At 64.4% G+C, this 17,542-nt stretch carries 14 protein-coding genes; 4 read left to right on the top strand and 10 right to left on the bottom strand.

What is annotated here, in order from left to right:
* Positions 1-49 precede the first annotated feature (49 nt).
* The 7 genes from BcanWU425_RS37220 to BcanWU425_RS37190 all read right to left on the bottom strand — a co-directional run bounded on the left by BcanWU425_RS37220 (position 50) and on the right by BcanWU425_RS37190 (position 8,130).
* Positions 50-1,135 carry a branched-chain amino acid ABC transporter permease gene (locus BcanWU425_RS37220; RefSeq protein ID WP_204513079.1) on the bottom strand — a complete coding sequence of 362 codons (1,086 nt, stop codon included), beginning with the start codon at positions 1,133-1,135 and terminating at the stop codon, positions 50-52.
* Positions 1,132-2,142: a branched-chain amino acid ABC transporter permease gene (locus BcanWU425_RS37215; protein ID WP_204513080.1), complete on the bottom strand. Its 1,011-nt coding sequence runs from the start codon at positions 2,140-2,142 to the stop codon at positions 1,132-1,134. The genes BcanWU425_RS37220 and BcanWU425_RS37215 overlap by 4 nt, the downstream gene beginning before the upstream one ends.
* Entirely contained in the window at positions 2,139-2,861 is a 723-nt protein-coding gene (locus BcanWU425_RS37210) for an ABC transporter ATP-binding protein (protein WP_018455863.1), read from the bottom strand. The genes BcanWU425_RS37215 and BcanWU425_RS37210 overlap by 4 nt, the downstream gene beginning before the upstream one ends.
* On the bottom strand, positions 2,858-3,649 hold the full coding sequence (locus BcanWU425_RS37205) for an ABC transporter ATP-binding protein (RefSeq protein ID WP_085349747.1): 792 nt from the start codon (positions 3,647-3,649) through the stop codon (positions 2,858-2,860). The genes BcanWU425_RS37210 and BcanWU425_RS37205 overlap by 4 nt, the downstream gene beginning before the upstream one ends.
* Before the next feature lie 167 nt (positions 3,650-3,816).
* Positions 3,817-5,001: a substrate-binding domain-containing protein gene (locus BcanWU425_RS37200; RefSeq protein WP_204513081.1), complete on the bottom strand. Its 1,185-nt coding sequence runs from the start codon at positions 4,999-5,001 to the stop codon at positions 3,817-3,819.
* 218 nt (positions 5,002-5,219) lie between these two features.
* Positions 5,220-6,956, bottom strand: a complete 1,737-nt coding sequence (locus tag BcanWU425_RS37195) for a putative bifunctional diguanylate cyclase/phosphodiesterase (RefSeq protein ID WP_204514042.1) — start codon at positions 6,954-6,956, stop codon at positions 5,220-5,222.
* 208 nt (positions 6,957-7,164) lie between these two features.
* Positions 7,165-8,130 carry a sensor histidine kinase gene (locus tag BcanWU425_RS37190; RefSeq protein ID WP_085349750.1) on the bottom strand — a complete coding sequence of 322 codons (966 nt, stop codon included), beginning with the start codon at positions 8,128-8,130 and terminating at the stop codon, positions 7,165-7,167.
* A gap of 195 nt (positions 8,131-8,325) precedes the next feature.
* Between BcanWU425_RS37190 and BcanWU425_RS37185 the strand changes: the two genes are divergently transcribed.
* Positions 8,326-9,168: an SDR family NAD(P)-dependent oxidoreductase gene (locus BcanWU425_RS37185; RefSeq protein WP_204513082.1), complete on the top strand. Its 843-nt coding sequence runs from the start codon at positions 8,326-8,328 to the stop codon at positions 9,166-9,168.
* Between the two features lie 89 nt (positions 9,169-9,257).
* Here BcanWU425_RS37185 and BcanWU425_RS37180 read toward each other — a convergent pair whose 3' ends face one another.
* Both BcanWU425_RS37180 and BcanWU425_RS37175 read right to left on the bottom strand, forming a co-directional pair.
* Positions 9,258-10,634 (bottom strand): cytochrome P450, encoded by a 1,377-nt coding sequence (locus BcanWU425_RS37180; protein WP_094183357.1) that lies wholly within the window; start codon positions 10,632-10,634, stop codon positions 9,258-9,260.
* A 64-nt stretch (positions 10,635-10,698) separates the two neighbouring features.
* Positions 10,699-11,934 (bottom strand): LLM class flavin-dependent oxidoreductase, encoded by a 1,236-nt coding sequence (locus BcanWU425_RS37175; protein ID WP_204513084.1) that lies wholly within the window; start codon positions 11,932-11,934, stop codon positions 10,699-10,701.
* 230 nt (positions 11,935-12,164) lie between these two features.
* Here BcanWU425_RS37175 and BcanWU425_RS37170 point away from each other — a divergent pair, with 230 nt between their 5' ends.
* On the top strand, positions 12,165-13,577 hold the full coding sequence (locus tag BcanWU425_RS37170; RefSeq protein ID WP_204513085.1) for an MFS transporter: 1,413 nt from the start codon (positions 12,165-12,167) through the stop codon (positions 13,575-13,577).
* A 141-nt stretch (positions 13,578-13,718) separates the two neighbouring features.
* The gene (locus BcanWU425_RS37165) at positions 13,719-14,885 is read left to right on the top strand and encodes an extracellular catalytic domain type 1 short-chain-length polyhydroxyalkanoate depolymerase (RefSeq protein WP_204513086.1); all 1,167 of its coding nucleotides are present in this window, start codon (positions 13,719-13,721) and stop codon (positions 14,883-14,885) included.
* A gap of 118 nt (positions 14,886-15,003) precedes the next feature.
* Here the strand turns inward: BcanWU425_RS37165 and BcanWU425_RS37160 are convergent, their stop codons facing one another.
* A complete protein-coding gene (locus BcanWU425_RS37160; RefSeq protein WP_085361953.1) occupies positions 15,004-15,684 on the bottom strand; it encodes an MBL fold metallo-hydrolase in 681 nt (226 codons plus the stop codon).
* Positions 15,685-15,855: 171 nt separating this feature from the next.
* Between BcanWU425_RS37160 and BcanWU425_RS37155 the strand changes: the two genes are divergently transcribed.
* Entirely contained in the window at positions 15,856-17,457 is a 1,602-nt protein-coding gene (locus tag BcanWU425_RS37155) for an alpha-amylase family glycosyl hydrolase (RefSeq protein WP_204513087.1), read from the top strand.
* Positions 17,458-17,542 lie beyond the last annotated feature (85 nt).

The raw sequence follows: 17,542 nt of genomic DNA, 5'->3' as shown, positions 1-17,542 counted from the left end.
GAATACGGTTGCGCCGAGCGAGCCGCCGCGCTGCATCATGAATCGCGCGTTAATGCGATCCGCTCGCGCTCTTGTCGCCGCCGAGATTGCGCAGCCGTCCCACCACGCCGGTCGGAAAGAAGTAGACGCTGGCGATGAAGAGCAGCCCGAGCCACAGCAGCCAACGATCGGGATGCAGCAGCCCTGGCAGCAGCGGCAGGCCGGCTTCCGACGCCGCCTTGGAGGCGACGCCCATCAGCGCCTGCAGATAGTTCTGGGCGAGGATGAAGATGGTGGCGCCGATGATCGCGCCGTAGATCGTGCCCATGCCGCCGATCACGACCATCAGCAGGATGTCCAGCATGATCGAGAAGCTGAGCGAGGTATCGGGGCCGGCATAGCGCAGCCACAGTGCATTGAGAATGCCGGCGCCGGCGGCGACCAGTGCGGCGATGCAGTTGGCGTAGCTCAGGTGGAAAACGGTGCGGAAGCCGAGCGCCTCGGCGCGGAAGCGGTTTTCGCGGATCGCCTGCAGCACGCGCCCGAACGGCGAGTTCACCACCCGCAGCAAAGCGAGGATCATCAGGGCGGAGACGGCGAACACCAGATAGTAGGTCAGGAGGCGGCCGTTGACCTCGAATCCCAGCACGTTCTTCGAGATCAGCACCGTGCCGGGCCTGAGCAGCTCGGGCAGCTGAAAGCTGCGCCCGTCCTCGCCGCCGGTCAGCCAGGACAGCTGCGAGGCCAGCACTTGGAAGGCGGATGCGACCGCCAGCGTGATCATGGCAAAGAAGATCGCGGCGACCCGCAGCGAGAACAGTCCGATTGCAAGCGCAAGCAGCGCGGCAAGCGGCAGGCCGACCACGATGCCGGTTGCGACCGCGCCCCAATTCGGGCCCATCCCGTACAGCGCGATCGCGATCGCGTAGCTGCCGATCCCGTAGAACATGGTGTGTGCGAATGACACCGAGCCGGTATAGCCGAGCAGGAGGTCGTAGGAGGCGACCAGCGCGGCGAAGACGCAGATCTTGGCCGCGACGTTCAGCGCCTTCGCCCCGGGAAACAGGAACGGCGTCGCCACCAGCGCCAGGATGATGAGGACGAGAACGAGCGTGAGCACGCGGCTGCGCGGCGGATCGCCTGACAGGATCATCATCGGCTGGTCACCGCATAGAGGCCGCGCGGCCGCCACATCAGAATGGCGACCATCAGCAGGATGTTGGAGACGAGGGCAAGCTTCGGCACCAGGAAGCCGCCGTAATTGGCAATCATTGCCACCAGGATCGCTCCGATGAAGCAGCCGCCGATCGAGCCGAGGCCCCCGATGATGACGACGATAAAGATCAGGACGGTGAGGTCGTCGCTCATGGAGGCGTGGACCTGCTCGCGATACAGCGCCCACATCACGCCGCCGAGGCCGGCGAGCGCCGATCCCGTCATGAACACGCCGAGGAACAGACGGCGGATGCGATAGCCGAGCGCCTCGACCATCTCGCGATTCTCGACGCCGGCGCGGATCAGAAGCCCGAGCTTGGTCCGGTTGAGCACGAGCTGGATCGCGATGAAGACGGTGAGGCCGATCAGCGTCGCCAGCACGCGGTATTTCGCGATCGCGACGTCGCCGAGGATGAAGGAGCCGCGCAGCGACGTCGGCAGCGGCGTCGGGATGATCTGTGGCCCCCATACTGCATAGAGCGTCTGCTCGGCGACGATCAGGCCGCCCGTCGTCATCAGGATCTGCTTCAGATGCTGGCCGTAGACGGGCAGGATCAGCACCCGCTCGACGATCAGGCCGAGCGCGCCGGACACCGCCATCGACAGCAATGCCGCCGGCGCCAGCACCGCGAGGTTGATCCACAGCGAATCGACCTGGAGCGAGGCCGCGGACGGCGCCAGCACCAGGGTCGCGACATAGGCCCCGACCGCGATGAAGGCGCCATGGCCGAAATTGAGCACGTCCATCAGGCCGAACACGAGCGTCAGTCCGGAGGCCATGATGAAGATCATCATGCCCATCGCGAGGCTCGCGGCCGTCAGCGTCAGCCAGGTGCTGGGCGAGCCGATCAGCGGGATCATCACCAGGGCGACCGCGATCGGCAGCAGGATCGGCGCGATGTCGCGCTTCGGCTTCGGCAGCGGATCGGTTGCGGCGAGCTCGGTCATTGATGCGTCTCCAGGCTCAGGCCGAGCAGCCGCTCCTGCAGCGGCACGTCTGAGGCCAAGGCCGCCATCTCGCCGCGATGAACGATGGTGCCGTTGTCCATCACCAGCACGTTGTCGCCGAGCTCGCGGGCGGCAAAGAAATTCTGCTCGACCATCAGGATCGTGGCGCCCTTGCGCTTGATCTCCTTCAGGCACTCGATCAGCGCCATCACGATCGCCGGCGCCAACCCCTTGGTCGGCTCGTCGATCAGCAGGAGCTTGCGGGGTTCGATGATGGCGCGGGCAATCGACAGCATCTGCTTCTGTCCGCCCGAGAGACTTCCCGCGCGCGACAGCCAGAACCGGCGCAGCGCGGGGAAGAAGCCAAAAATCCAGTCCAGCTGGGCGTCGTCGAGTGGTCCGTCGCGCGCCGCCAGCACCAGATTTTCCTTCACCGTGAGGTCCGAAAACACCGCCATGCTCTCCGGCACGTAGCCGACGCCGAGCCGCGCGATGTCGGGCGTCGCACGGCTCTCGATGCGCTCGCCGGCGAGGCTGATCTCGCCGGAGGAGGCCTGCCAGAGGCCCATGATGGTGCGCAACGTCGTGGTCTTGCCGGCGCCGTTGCGGCCGAGCAGCATCGTGGTCTGCCCCTGCGCGACAGCGAGATCGATGCCCTGGAGGATGTGATAGCGGCCGATATGAGTGTGAACACCGGAGAGCCTCAACAGATCGGTCATGCTGCGCTCCCTCCAGCCGTCTTCCCTTCAACGTTCTTTGGCGCGACGCCGAGATAGGCTTCCTGCACGATCGGTGACGCAATCACCTCGGCAGGCCTGCCGTCCGCAACAAGCTGCCCGTTATGCAACACGATGATGCGGTCGGCGAGCGATCGCACCACGTCCATCTTGTGTTCGACCAGGAGAATGATCCTGCTTTTGTCCTGCTTGAGCTGCGCGATCAGGTTCAGCACGACCGGCACCTCGTCGATGCTCATGCCCGCGGTCGGCTCGTCGAACATGAACACCTTTGGCTCGAGCGCCATCATCAGCGCGACCTCGAGCTTACGCTGATCGCCATGCGACAGTGCGGTCGCGGCGACGCCACGGCGGCCGCCGAGCGCGACCTGATCCAGGATAGCATCGGCGCGGGCGATCAGATCACGGCGGACCATCCAGGGCCGCAACATGTCGTAGTGAGTGCCGTTGGCGGCCTGCACCGCGAGGCGGACGTTTTCCTCCACCGACAGATTCGGAAAGAGGTTGGTGAGCTGGAAGGCGCGCCCCAGGCCTGCGCGCGTCCGCATCGGCGCGGAATGCTGGGTGATGTCGGTGCCGTCGAACAGAATGCTGCCGCTCGATGCGCGGAGCTGGCCGGAGATCAGGTTGAAATAAGTGGTCTTGCCGGCGCCGTTCGGGCCGACGATCGCGGTGAGTTCGCCCGGGCGGAAGCTGCAAGTGACGCTGTTGACCGCGACATGGCCGCCGAAGCGGATGGTGAGGTCGCGGGTTTCGAGGGTCAGCGTCATGGCGGATCTGGCAAATGATGAGAGGAGAATTTGTCCGCGATCAGGCTGCGCTCCCTCTCCCGCTTGCGGGAGAGGGTGGGAGAGGGTGTCTCCTCAGGCGAGAACCCCAAGAGGACAGAGCCTTCTCCCGGCCTCTCCCGCAAGCGGGAGAGGTGAAGGAAGAAAGATCAGCGCTTGTTCTTGATCGGAACGTCCATGTCTTCGATCTTCAGTTCGCGCACCGGCTCGAGCACGGCCCAGGCGACATTCGGATCGACCTTGACCTTGAAGTGATACATGCTCTGCAGCGCCTGATGGTCTTCCTTGCGGAACATCATCTTGCCCTTCGGCGTGTCGAACTCCAGGCCTTCCATGGCCGTGATCAGCTTCTCGGTGTCGGTCGACTTCGCCTTGGTGACGGCGGCGACGACGGACATCGCCGCAGCGAATCCGCCCGCGGTGAAGAAGTCCGGCGGCGCGTTGAAGCGCTTCTGGTGCTCGGCGACGAGCCAGTCATTTACCGGGTTCTTCGGGATCGCGTAGAAATAATAGGTCGCGCCTTCCATGCCGGGCAGGCCCTTATAGGCAGCGAGCGCCGGCAGGATGTTGCCGCCGGTGGACAGTTCGATGCCGTAGCGCTTCGGATCCATGTCCTGGAGTTTCGCCAGCGGATTGCCGGCGCCGGCCCAGATCACCCAGATCACCTTGCGGCCCGGCTTGTCCTTCAGCGCGTCGAACAGGCGCTGGCCGACCGCGGTGAAGTCGGTGGTCGAGGTCGGGGCATATTCTTCGGCGGCGAGCGTCGCGCCGGTCTTGCCGAGCGCCTCCTTGAAGGCGGCGACGCCGTCGCGGCCGAAGGCGTAGTCCTGCGCCAGCGTCGCGACGGTGACGCCCTGCTTGCCGATCGCGACCGCGTTCGAGATCGCGTCCTGCGACGAGTTGCGCGCGGTGCGGAAGATGTAGCGATTCCACTTCTCGCCGGTAATCTGATCCGCGACCGCGGGCTCGACGATCAGGATCTTCTTGTTTTCCTCGGCGACGGGCAGGATCGCGAGTGCCGCGGCCGACGAGGTCGTGCCGATCGCGATGTCAACCTTGTCGTCCTGATAGGCTTCCGCGAGCGCGGCCTTGGAGAGATCCGGCTTGCCCTGGTCGTCCTTGGTGATGACGACGATCTTGCGCCCGTCGAGCGTCATGGTGCCCTTGGTGGCGTATTCAAACCCCATCTGCAGGCCGGTCTCGGTCTGCTTGGCATAGGCCTCGAGCGGGCCGGTCTTGCCATAGATCAGCGCGATCTTGAGATCGTCGGCCTGTGCGGAGGTGCCCGCGGCGAGGGCGAGGATGGTTGTTGTTAAGATGAGCGATCGGCGCACGATGGTCCCTCCTGATGAGTTCTTTGGCCATAGCGATTTGCACAACCGTGCGGACATTGCAATTCCACCTTCCGGCGGACCACGCGACGGGCATGTGTGATATTGTCCGGCCCGGCCGCGCCGGATCGCTTCTGCCGAGGAAATCGGCAGATGCAATTGTTGACCTCACCCGTGGAACGGGTCGCTCAGGCTTTGCAAAGTAACGATCAGGCCGGGGGTTACCGTCGGTATCCGTTCGCGCGGGAATAGCCCTGCCGGTTCTGCTGCGTCGAGCGGTTTGTGACGCTGGCGCGTGCTTCGCTGGAGACGGGCGTTGCGAGCTTCAGCTCCTCCAGGAAGATCGGCCGGGAGAAATAATAGCCCTGCGCGTAACGGATCTTGGTCGCAGCCTGGAGGTAGGCGAGCTCCTCGTAGGATTCGATGCCTTCGGCAATCACGGTCATGCCGAGCGCTTCGCTCAGGGATTCGATCGCGCGCAGGATGCCCTGGTTGCGCGGACGCTTATGGATATCGGTGATGAAGGAGCGGTCGATCTTGATCTCGTCCGCGGTGATGTCGGCCAGCGCCGAGAGCGAGGAATAGCCGGTGCCGAAATCGTCGATCGAGATGGCGACGCCGAGCTTGCGGAACATCGGCAGGATCTCGGCCTGGAAATGATTCTTGGCGACGAAGGCGTCTTCCGTCACCTCGATCATGAAGCGCTGCGGAAAGCCGGTGTAGTCGAGCGCTTGGGCAAAGCTGCGCATGAACTCCGGGTTGCCGGCCTGCTTGGCCGCGACGTTGATGCTGATGGTCGCTTCCGCACCGAACGTCTCGTTGATGAGGTCGATCGACTTGACGATCTCGGCGAGCACGAGATGGGTCAGCTCGTCGATCAGCCCCAGCTCGGTGGCAAGATTGATGAACGAGCCGGGCGCCTGGATCACGCCCTCGTCGTCGCGCAGCCGCACCAGGGCCTCGATGCCCTTCACGTCCTGCGTGCGGATGTCGACCTTGGACTGGAAGGCGCAGCAGAAGCGCTTCTCCAGGATGGCCTGCCGCAGCGACTGCTCGATCTTCATCCGCGCCAGCGCCTCGCGTTCCATGCTGGAATCGAAGAAGGCCGCCGATCCCTTGCCGTCATTCTTGATGCGGTACATCGCGATGTCGGCGTTCTGGCGCAGTGTCTCGAAGCTGCTTCCGTGATCGGGGTAGAGGCTGATGCCGACGGAGGTTGAGGCGAACACTTCCGAATTGTCGATGAAGAACGGCGCCGTCAGCCGCTCCAGCGTCGACTGCATGAATTCGGCGACTTCCTCCTGGTTCTGGATCGGCGATAGCAGCAGCAGGAATTCGTCCCCGGAGATGCGCGACAGCATGTCCGAGTCGCGCAAGCCGCGTCCAAGCCGCTTCGACAGCTCGACCAGCAGGGCGTCGCCCACGGCGTGGCCGTAATAGTCGTTGATGTGCTTGAAATTGTCGACGTCGAGAAAGGCGAGCGCAAAGCGATCGCCGGTGCGACCCTGCGCGAGCAGGCTGGTGGCGCGATGCTCGATCACGCGTCGCGAGGGCAGGCCGGTCAGATCGTCGAAATAGGCCGAGCGGAACAGCTGGTCCTCGAAATTCTTCTGCTCGGTGATGTCGGAGGAGGCCGAGATCAGCAGCTCGCGTCCGTCGAGGCGGACCGGACGATGGGTGGTCAGCAGCACCTGGCGTGCGGCTCCGTCGTGGAGCGCTTCCTCGGCGACGACCGCCTGGCCGGAGCTCAGGGCCTGCCGGCAGGCTTCGAGGCGCGACGCGAGATCGCGCGAGGGGCGGCTGCCGTCCATGCCGAGCTGGGCAGCCGCGACATCGTTGACCAGGAGAAGTTCGCCTTGCGCGTCCTGCACGGTCAGGCCGGCAGGCAGCATTCTAACGATTTCCTTGAGAAATCCGAGTTCGGCTTCGCTCGCGCCGGAATATTTGTTGTCGTTCATAGAAGTCATGAATCTTGTTGTTTCAGCGCGCCTTTGCAATGGCCGCGATCTTGCGCGGTTCCCTCTTAAGTTTGGTTAAGGGGCCCGGAGAATTACGGTGGTGTTTTGCGGCGATGCGACGCGCGCAGCCTATCGTCATTAACAGGGCGTCAACGCGTCCGGTGAAACCGCGAACGACGCGCGCGAACGGGTTTCGTTGGCGCCGCGTCTAACCGTCCTTGGGGATACGGCATTGCATGGTGCAATGAAGTCCGGTCCTGAGATAGGAGACCTCCGTCTTGCCGTCGAAGGCCGACAGCGCCGACTTCAACAGCTTGGTGCCGAAACCCGGCTCGGAGATCTTGTCGACGCTCGGACCCTCGGTTTCATCCCAGGTCACGGTCAGGCGATCGTCGCTGACGGTCCATGACACCTGCAACAGCCCGCGCGGCGCGGAGAACGCGCCATATTTGCCTGCGTTGGTGGCGAGTTCGTGAAACATCAGGGACAGCGTGACCGCAAGTTTCGGCGGCAGGAACAGCCGGTCGCCGTTGAGCGTGAAGCGGACATGGCCGTAAGGGCCGAGCTCGGAGATCAGGAGGTCGCGAATGTCGCAGCCGGCCTTGTCGATCCGTGAGATCAAATCGTCGGTCGCGGCAAGCGACCGCAGCCGCGGATCGATCCGGGCCCAGATCTGCGGCTGATCGTGCAGCACCTGATGCAGCACGGCATGCACCGTCGACAGCTTGTTCTTCAGCCGGTGCTGGAGCTCGTCGACCAGCAGCTTGCGGTAGTCTTCTTCCTCGATCAGGCGTCTGGAAATCCGCCGCTGCTCGACGAGGAGCGAGCGATAGTGCTCGACGCCCCAGATGGTGAGCGCGCAGACCGCCCAATAGAGCGCCAGCAGGGCGAATCGCGCGTTATCGGCAAAGGCATCGCCGAAATTCACGACGACGCCGAGCACGCCGCCCACCAGCGCCGTGATGATGCCGATGCGGAAGCCGCCGAACGCGGCTGCAAAGAACACGGCCGGGAAATACGGCGTGAAATAGACGTCGGGCCGCACATGGGCGAGGGCCCAGCGCGCCAGCGTCGCAACCAGCAGGCAGGCGACCGCAAACGCAAGGCTCAGGCCGAGCGACGGCGGTGCCACGCCCTGCCAGCCCTTGCGGAATTCGTCGATCAGCTTCCCCATGCGCAGTCCGGTCGCGATATGCGTTCGACAATCGAGCGATCGCCAGGAATGTTACGCATGTCGCCGGCCCCAAGCAAAGCTTGCCTTGTCGGAAGCCGGCAGGAATAGTGCCTGCCGCGGCGCCGACCGTCGCGGCGCCGTCGTCGATCGGTGTCCGCCATTTGGCGTCAAGGGGTTCGAAAACAGGGACATTCCATGGGCAGGCTGGATGGCAAGGTCGCGGTGATCACGGGCGCGACGAGCGGGATCGGGTTGCGGACCGCAGAAGTCTTCGTTGCCGAAGGTGCCAAAATTGTGATCGCGGGCCGGCGCATACCGGAAGGCGAGGCCCTGGCGAAGCAGCTCGGGGCGAATTGCGTCTTCCGCCAGACGGATGTGACGGCCGAAGCGCAGATGCAGGCGCTGATCGCGCTCGCGGTGGACAAATTCGGCCGCATCGACTGCCTGTTCAACAATGCCGGCGGTCCGGCGCAGACCGGCGGCATCGAAGGCCTCGAGGTCGAGCGCTTTGACGCGGCGATGGCGACCCTGCTGCGCAGCGTCATGCTCGGCATGAAGCACGCCGCGCCGCACATGAAGAAGCAGGGATTTGGCAGCATCATCAACAATGGCAGCATCGCCGGCCGTCTTGCCGGCTTCTCGTCATCGATGGTCTATGGTGCAGCCAAAGCGGCGGTGATCCATCTCACCAAATGCGTGGCGATGGAGCTCGGCGAATCCAACGTCCGCGTCAACTCGATCTCGCCCGGCGCCATCGCGACCGGCATTTTCGGCAAGGCGCTCGGGCTTTCGACCGACGCGGCGGAGAAGACGCCGGCCGTGATGCGCGAGGTCTACAAGACCGCGCAGCCGATCCCGCGCGCCGGCCTTCCCGATGACATCGCCCATGCTGCGGTGTTCCTGGCCAGCGACGAATCCAGCTTCATCAACGGCCATGACCTCGTCATCGACGGCGCGATGACCGGCGGCCGCAACTGGAGCCAGCAGCAGCAGGGCTACGTGGCCCTGCGCAAGGCGTTCGATCAGGGGGCCGGGTAGTTTTCGTCATTGCGAGGAGCGAAGCGACGAAGCATTCCGCAGAGGAAGTCAGGATTGCTTCGCATCGCTCGCAATGACGACTGCGATGCTCAAACCGCCTTCACCCGCACCCGCAATCCGTCGCGCGGCTTGGGGATCGGCCACATCTGCCAGTCGGGCTTGTAACCCGGCTCCAGCGATACCTCGATGTTCTGCAGGAAGTGCCGCGCGAAGCATTTGGCCTGCATGTAGGCGAAGTGCAGGCCGAGGCACATATGCGCGCCGCCGCCGAACGGCACCCAGGCGAAGCGGTGGCGGTTGCGCTGGGCCTCTTCGGTGAAGCGCAGAGGATCGAAGCGGTCCGGCTCCGGCCAGATCTCCTTCATGTGGTGGGTGTAGAGCGGATTGACGCCGATCGCGGTGCCGGCCGGAATCGAAAAACCCTTGAAGCTGAAATCGCGCATAGCGCGGCGCGGCATCGAGGGCACCGGCGGCTTGATCCGCAGCGCTTCCTTGAACGCCATCTCCGACAGCGGCATCTTTTCGAGATCGTCGAAGCTGCTTGGCGCGTCAGGGGCGAGCCCCAGCGCCATGACTTCCGCGCGAAGCTTGTCCTGCCAGCCGGGATTTGCCGCGAGTTCGCCAATGAACGACGTCAGCGACGAGGTCAGCGTGTCGTGCGCCGCCATCATCAGGAAGCTCATGTGGTCGATGATGTCCTGTTCCGAGAGCAGCGCGCCGTCCTCGTGGGTTGCGCGGCAGAGCTGCGAGAACAGATCATCACCGCCGAGATTGCCGCGTCGCAGCGGAATCTGCTCGCGGAAATAAGCCACGATGCGCTTGCGTCCCCTGACGCCGGCCGCCATCTGCGTGCCGGGCAGCGGTCGGCGGATCGGGGCGACGGCAGCGGCGACCATGTCGATGAAGGCCCGGTTGATCTCGTCGACCTCCGGCCCGATATCGGCGCCGATAAAGGACGCGGCGGCGAGATCGAGCGTGAGCTGCTTCATCGCCGGATAAAGCTGCATCTCGCCGGGCTTGGCCTTCCACTGCGCGACGCGGGCGGCGATGCCGCGGTCGAGATCGCTCAGATACGACTTCATCGGGCCGGACTTGAATGCGACCGACAGCGCCTTGCGGTGCAGCCGGTGCTCCTCGAAATCCAGCAGCATCAATCCCCGCGGAAACAACAGGCCGAGCACCTTGTTCCAGCCATGGGTCGAGGAGAACAGCTTTTGCTGGTCGAACAGCACGAGCTCGTTGGCCTCGGGGCCGAGCAGCACGATATTGGTCTCGCCGAAGAAATGCGTGCGATAGACGAGGCCGTATTTGGCGCCGTTCGCCTCGATATGCCCTTTGGGGTCCGCGAGCACCTGGAAGGTCTTGCCGATGATCGGCCAGCCTTCGTCGCCGGGGATGTGGGTCAGCTCGTTGCGCTTGGGCGGAGTGAAGCCGTGCGCAGGGGCGGCCACATTCTGCATCGACATGACGATTGCTCCGGTTGGCTGGACCCGGCCAACATAACACAATCCAGCTGCGATGACTCCGCGCCTACCGCTTCGCCGCTTCCTTCTGCAAATCCGGCGCATTGACGGCCGGAATCGCAACGCGGCCGGCGCCGGTCACCTTCAGCGCCTCGGCGGCCTTTTCGTTTTCCATGATCTTGGCCATCACGGCCTGTCCCGCGCGCTCGAAGATCGCGCGGTTCTCGATCACGAATTTTTGCGACTTGCGCAAGCCGTCGATGTAGCCGTTGATCTCGGGCACCACGTAGCGCGCGACCATGTCCCAGCTCCGGCGCGTGTTCTCCGGATTGGCCCAGTCGTGCACGAAGCCGATGACGGCGCCGATTCCGCCGGAGACCTGCATCACGTTCTTGATCATCTTGACGAGGTCGTCGGGCGTGCCGATGACGGAGGCCGCGCCGTCGACGAAAGCGGTCTTGTCCACGGCCTCGTCGGGTGAGGCGAACGCGGTGAGCCCGGGCCGTTGCAGCGTGCCGACATTATATTCATTGTGCCAGCGCATTAGGCCGGGGCCGGCCTCGCGGCGCGCCTGCTCGCGGGTCTCGGCGATGTGCCAGGTCAGCAGCACGCGCCAGTTCGCGCGATCGACTTTGGTGCCGTGCTTTTTCGCCGCGTCCTCGGCGAACTGCCATTGCTGCTGCAGCGACATCAGCCCCTGCGTCGTCATCGAACCCAGCGAAATGATGCCGATTCCGTATTTTCCGGCGAGCGTCATGCCGGAGGGCGAGATCTGCGAGGCCACGACGAACGGCATCTCCTCCTGCAGCGGCAGGAGCTGCAGCGCAGCGTCGTTCATGGTGAACCAGTCGCTCTTCGCCGTGACGCGCTCGCCGTCGAAGAGGCGGCGGATCACGCCGATCGCCTCGTCCTGGCGGTCGCGCTGCGTCATCGGATCGATGCCGAGCGTATGCGCGTCGGAGGCGAGCGCGCCGGGGCCTGAGCCGAAGATGGCGCGGCCGCCGGTCATGTGGTCGAGCTGCACCATGCGCTGCGCGACGTTGTAGGGATGGTGGTAGGGCAGCGACACCACGCCGGTGCCGAGCTTGATCCGCTTGGTGCGCTCGCCGGCGGCCGCCAGGAACATCTCCGGCGAGGCGATCATCTCCCAGCCGGAGGAATGATGCTCGCCGCACCAAAACTCGTCATAACCGAGGCTATCTAACTGCTCGACCAGGTCGAGATCGCGCCGGAACTGGAGCATCGGATGCTCCCCGATCGGATGATGCGGGGCAAGGAAGGCTCCGAACTTCAGGCGCGCCATGGCGTTCTCTCCGGCTTACATTTTTTTGTTTGTGGCGCGAAGCTACGTGCTGGAGACAGCGAACGCAATCGCGCGATGTCCCGCGCGGCGGAATGCAGCCATGCGTATGTCGTCTTCCTCTCCCGGCACGCTGAGAGAGGCGGAACGCGCGAGGATCCTACCTTCGAGGTAATCGCGGCGCCGCATGCGGTCTGAGATGATCGGCAAGGACATCCGAGGATCACGCGCCGATGCATCAAACCGTCACAAAGCAGGTCGACACGTCGCGTCGCTGGTGGGTGCTGGCGATCGTCGTGGCCGCCCAGTTCATGTTCGGCGTCGATGCCTTCGTGGTCAACGTCGCCATTCCGACCATCGCGGTCGAGTTGAAGGCGTCGCCGGCTCAGATCGAATCCGTCATCGCGATCTACCTGATCGCCTATGCCACGCTGGTCGTCACCGGCGGCCGGCTTGGCGACATTCACGGCACCAGGAACGTGTTCCTGGCTGGCCTGCTCGGTTTCACCCTGACGTCGCTGTGGTGCGGACTGGCGCGATCCGGTTCGGAGTTGATCGTCGCGCGGTTGACGCAGGGTGCCTCCGCCGCGCTGATGGTGCCGCAGGTGCTGGCGACGCTGCATCTCCTGTTCACCGACGAACAGCGCAACCGCGCCTTCGCCATCTACGGCATTGTGCTGGGGCTCGCGGGTGCCGCGGGCTTTCTGCTCGGCGGTCTCCTGGTCACGATCGATCTCGCCGGCACCGGCTGGCGCTCGGTGTTCTTCGTCAATGTGCCGTGCGGTCTCGTGATCGCGGTGGCGGCCTGGCGCATCATGCCCTCGGCACCGCATCGCGCCGACACGCGGCTTGACATCACGGGCAGCATCGTCCTGTTCGCCGGATTGCTGTGCATGATCGGTCCGCTGCTGCTGGGTCACGATGTCGGCTGGGCACCGTGGCTGTGGCTGGTGATGGCGGTCGGCGCCGCGATCCTCCTGGCGTTCCCGAAGCTGGAGCATGCGGTGGCACGCGCCGGCGGCATGCCGCTGATTGATCTCTCGCTGCTGGCGGACGCCGCTTTCCTGCGCGGCCTTGGCGCGGCGTTCTTTTTCTTCTCCGCCAATCTCTCGTTCTATCTGGTCATGACGCTGTTCATGCAGCGAGGGCTGAAAATCCCGCCGCTCGCGGCCGGCATGGCCTTCATTCCGCTCGCGCTCGCTTTCGTCGTGGCCTCGCGCCATAGTGGCGCACGGGCGCGCCATCGCGGCACCAGGGTCTTGATCGAAGGCTGCGCGCTTCAGATCGCGGGCCTCGCGGCCCTTGCGCTGGTCGCGTTCTCTGTCGACGCGCCGTCCGCGCTCCTGCTCGCGCTCACCATGATCGTGTTCGGCTACGGTCAGGGGCTGGTGATGGCGCCGCTCTCCGGCGCGGTGCTCTCGACGGTGAAGCCTGTGGCCGCCGGTTCTGCCTCCGGCATGTACGGCACCACGGCGCAAGTCGGAAATGCGGCCGGAGTGGCCGCAATCGGCGCCATGTTTTTCGCCGTCGAAGCGGTGCAATCAGCGCGCGCAGGATTTCTCGTCTCGCTCGCACTGTTCGCAACATTAATCATGATCTGCGCCGCATTCCTGGCGTGGATGCGCCGGGTATCTGCACGAAGTTGAGGCATTGCGGTTAATGCGTGCTGATTTCTGCAGGCTTTCCTGAGATTTAGCACCTCATCGACAGCACACGGTCTTTTTATTTTGCGCTGCAGCAACTATTTGGTTTGGGTGGACGTTGAACGTCGCCTGCTAGGAGCTGCCGTGTCGTTAACCAGAAATGTCGATCTCTTGAGACGTCTGCCAAAGCTGGACGGATTGCGCTTCGCCGAGTTTGGCCGGAGCGCCGATGCGTCCAGTCCGTTGCAAGAGGTCACGGGCTTCGGCGACAATCCCGGCAATCTGCGCCTGTTCGCGTTCGTGCCGCCGCAACTGCAGAAGCCGCGCGCGCTCGTCGTCGTGCTGCACGGCTGCGGCCAGACGGCGGCAAGCTACGACCTCGGTGCCGGATGGTCGACGCTCGCCGAGCACTACGGCTTCGCGCTGTTGATGCCCGAGCAGCAGCGCATCAACAACAGCAACACCTGCTTTAACTGGTTCAATCCGGAAGACACGGCGCGGGACAGTGGCGAGGCCTGTTCGATTCGCGAGATGATCGCGCATATGACGGAAACGCATCGCGTCGATCCCAAGCGCATCTTCATCACGGGCCTGTCGGCCGGCGGCGGCATGACGTCGGTGATGCTCGCGACCTACCCTGAAGTCTTCGCGGCCGGTGCGGTGATCGCGGGACTTCCCTACGGCATCGCGACCAATCTGCGCGAGGCGCTCGACGGGATGTTTCATTCCCCGGTGCGGCCGGCGCGTGAACTTGGCGATCTGGTGCGGCGGGCCTCGAATCATCGCGGGCCCTGGCCGAGGATCTCGGTGTGGCACGGCAGCGCCGATCGCACCGTCAATCCCGGCAATGCCAATGAGATCGTCAAGCAATGGCTCGACCTGCACGATCTGCCCGAGGCGCCGATGGCGGAAACTGACATCGACGGCTATCCGCGCCAGGCCTGGTGGAACAAGGACGGCGAGACGCTCGTCGAGTCCTACGCCATCACCGACATGGCCCACGGCACGCCGCTCGGCCTTGCCGACAACGACCAGCGCTATGGCGTGGAAGGCGCGTTCCTGATCGAGGCCGGCATCTCCTCGTCCTATCACATCGCCAAATTCTTCGGCCTCACCGGCTGGATTCCCGACGCTGCGAAGAAGGCGGAGGCAAAGCCGACGCCGGCCCGCTCGCCCGCGCCGCATCTGGCGCGCTCGATCCGCGCCGCGATCGCCGAAGAGCCGGCCGAACCGAAGCGCGAGGAGGCCCGCGGCTTCGATCTCGGCCAGATCATTACGCGCGCGCTCACGGCCGCGGGATTGATGAAGTAACTCAGGCCGTCGCGCCGATAAGGCAGGAGTTTTGTGCCCGTCGTCGCTGCGATCCGCGAATGGGGTGACCGCAACCTGAGCCAGCCCGCGGCGTTCGCAGACGCCGCGGAATAGGCGCTCACATCTCGCCGGTGATGAACGGATTTGTCATCCGCTCCTGGCCGATGCTCGAGCCGGCGCCATGGCCGCAGATGAAGCCGACATCGTCGCCGAGCGGCAGCAGCTTGGTCTTGATCGAGTCGATCAGCGTCGCGTGACTGCCGCCGGGCAGATCGGTGCGACCGACCGAGCCCGCGAACAGGACGTCGCCGACATGGGCGAAGCGCAAGTCCTTGTTGAAGAACACCACGCTGCCGGGCGAGTGGCCGGGGCAATGATAGATCTCGAACTGGAGATCGCCGATGGCCACGCTGTCGCCTTCGTCGAGCCAGCGGTCCGGCTCGAAATTGCGCACCCCCGTCATGCCGAAGCGCGCGCCGCTCTCGACCACGTTGTCGAGCAGGAATTTGTCCGCGACGTGCGGGCCCTCGATCGGCACCTTCAGCGCGTCGCGCAGTTCGGCCGCGCCGCCGACATGGTCGATATGGCCGTGGGTGAGCCAGATCTTCTCCACGGTGACGCCGGTCTGCTTGATGGCGTCCAGGATCTTCGGCACGTCGCCGCCGGGATCGATCACCACGGCCTTCTTGGAAGGCTCGTCCCAGATGATGGTGCAATTCTGCTCGAACAGCGTCACGGGGACGATGATCGCGCCTGCCTTCGCGCTGGCCTCAGCTTGTGTCTCGTTTTGCTCGGTCATGGCGCCACAATGCCGATTTTTGCCATGCCGCCAAGCAAAAGATTTCTCCCCGGGGCCTGGGAACAACCGCAGACATCGTCACACGGCCGTCCCAATTCGCCTGCTGGTTTGAACCGGAGCGCTCCTTCCGCGTTCTCCCGCGCAACAAGCAGTTTTGGATGGATTTCCCGCATGGCTCAGGGCGGCAGCGATTGGTGGCGCGACGGCATCTTCTATCAGGTCTATCCGCGCTCCTTTCAGGATTCAAACGGCGACGGTGTCGGCGATCTCGCCGGCATTTTGCAGCGGCTACCTTATGTGAAATCGCTCGGCGTCGACGCGATCTGGCTGTCGCCGATCTTCCCCTCGCCGATGGCCGATTTCGGCTACGACATCTCCGACTACACGGGCATCGAGCCGCTGTTCGGCACGATGGCGGATTTCGATGCGCTTCTCGCCGCCGCGCACGACAACGGCCTTAAGCTGATCCTCGACCTCGTGCCGAACCACACCTCGGACCAGCATCCCTGGTTCGTCGAGAGCCGTTCCTCGCGCGACAATCCCAAACGCGACTGGTACATCTGGCGCGACCCGGACGAGGAGGGTGGCGGCGTGCCGAATAATTGGCTGTCCGAGTTCGGCGGCAGCGCGTGGCAGTTCGACGAGACCACCGGCCAATACTACTATCACGCCTTCCTCGCCCAGCAGCCGGATCTCAACTGGCGCAATCCCGATGTCCGCGCGGCAATCTACGACGTGATGCGGTTCTGGCTGGAGAAAGGCGTCGACGGCTTTCGCGTCGACGTGATCTGGCATCTGATCAAGGACGCCGAGTTCCGCGACAACCCGCCCAATCCGCATTATGCCGAGGGCCGGCCGCCGAACGAAAAGATAATGACGCAATATTCCACCGACCAGCCGGAGGTGCACGACGTCATCGCCGAGATGCGCCGCGTCACGGATGCCTATGATGCCCGCGTCCTGATCGGCGAGATCTATCTGCCGCTGCATCGCCTCATGGCCTATTACGGCAACGATCTCACCGGCGCGCAGATGCCGTTCAACTTCGCGCTGCTCTCGACCTTCTGGAGCGCGCGCTCGATCGAGAAAATCGTCGAGGATTACGAGAAGGCGCTGCCGAAGGGCGCCTGGCCGAACTGGGTGCTCGGCAATCATGACCGTCCACGCGTCGCAAGCCGCGTCGGGCCGGAGCAGGCCCGCGTCGCCGCCATGCTGCTGCTGACGCTGCGCGGCACGCCGACGCTCTACTATGGCGACGAGATCGGCATGCATCAGCTCGCGATCGCGCCCGAGGACGTGCGCGACCCCTTCGAGAAGAACGTGCCCGGCATCGGTGTCGGCCGCGACGGCTGCCGCACACCGATGCAGTGGGATTCTTCCAACTTCGCCGGCTTCTCGGACGTCAGGCCATGGCTGCCGCTGCCGGAGGATCACATCCGCAACAACGTCGTCGATCTCGAGGCCGATTCACGTTCGATCCTGACGCTCTATAAGCGTCTGATCGCGTTGCGGCAGGGCTGTCCGCCGCTGGTCGCGGGCGACTATCATCCGCTTGCCGCGCAAGGCGATCTCCTGATCTATCGCCGCGAGGCCGAGGGCAGGGCGGTGACCGTGGTGCTCAATCTCGGCCCTGAGCCGATCGCGGTCACCACCAGCGCGATCAGGTTCGGCAGCGAGATTCTGCTGTCGACATTCCTGGATCGCGAGCGAGAGCGGATCGAAGGCGTGCTGGATCTGCGCGGCAACGAGGGCGTGATCATCACGCCACCCTGACCGTCGTCCTGGACAAGCGAAGCGCAGATCCAGGACCCATTGCCCCAGGGAGTGGTTTGACGAAGATTCGTGGTGATAGCTTCGT

It is taken from the genome of Bradyrhizobium sp. WU425, assembly GCF_021052305.1.
GTDB classification, from domain to species: Bacteria; Pseudomonadota; Alphaproteobacteria; order Rhizobiales; family Xanthobacteraceae; genus Bradyrhizobium; species Bradyrhizobium canariense_D.
This window is presented reverse-complemented; position numbering and strand designations above follow the sequence as displayed.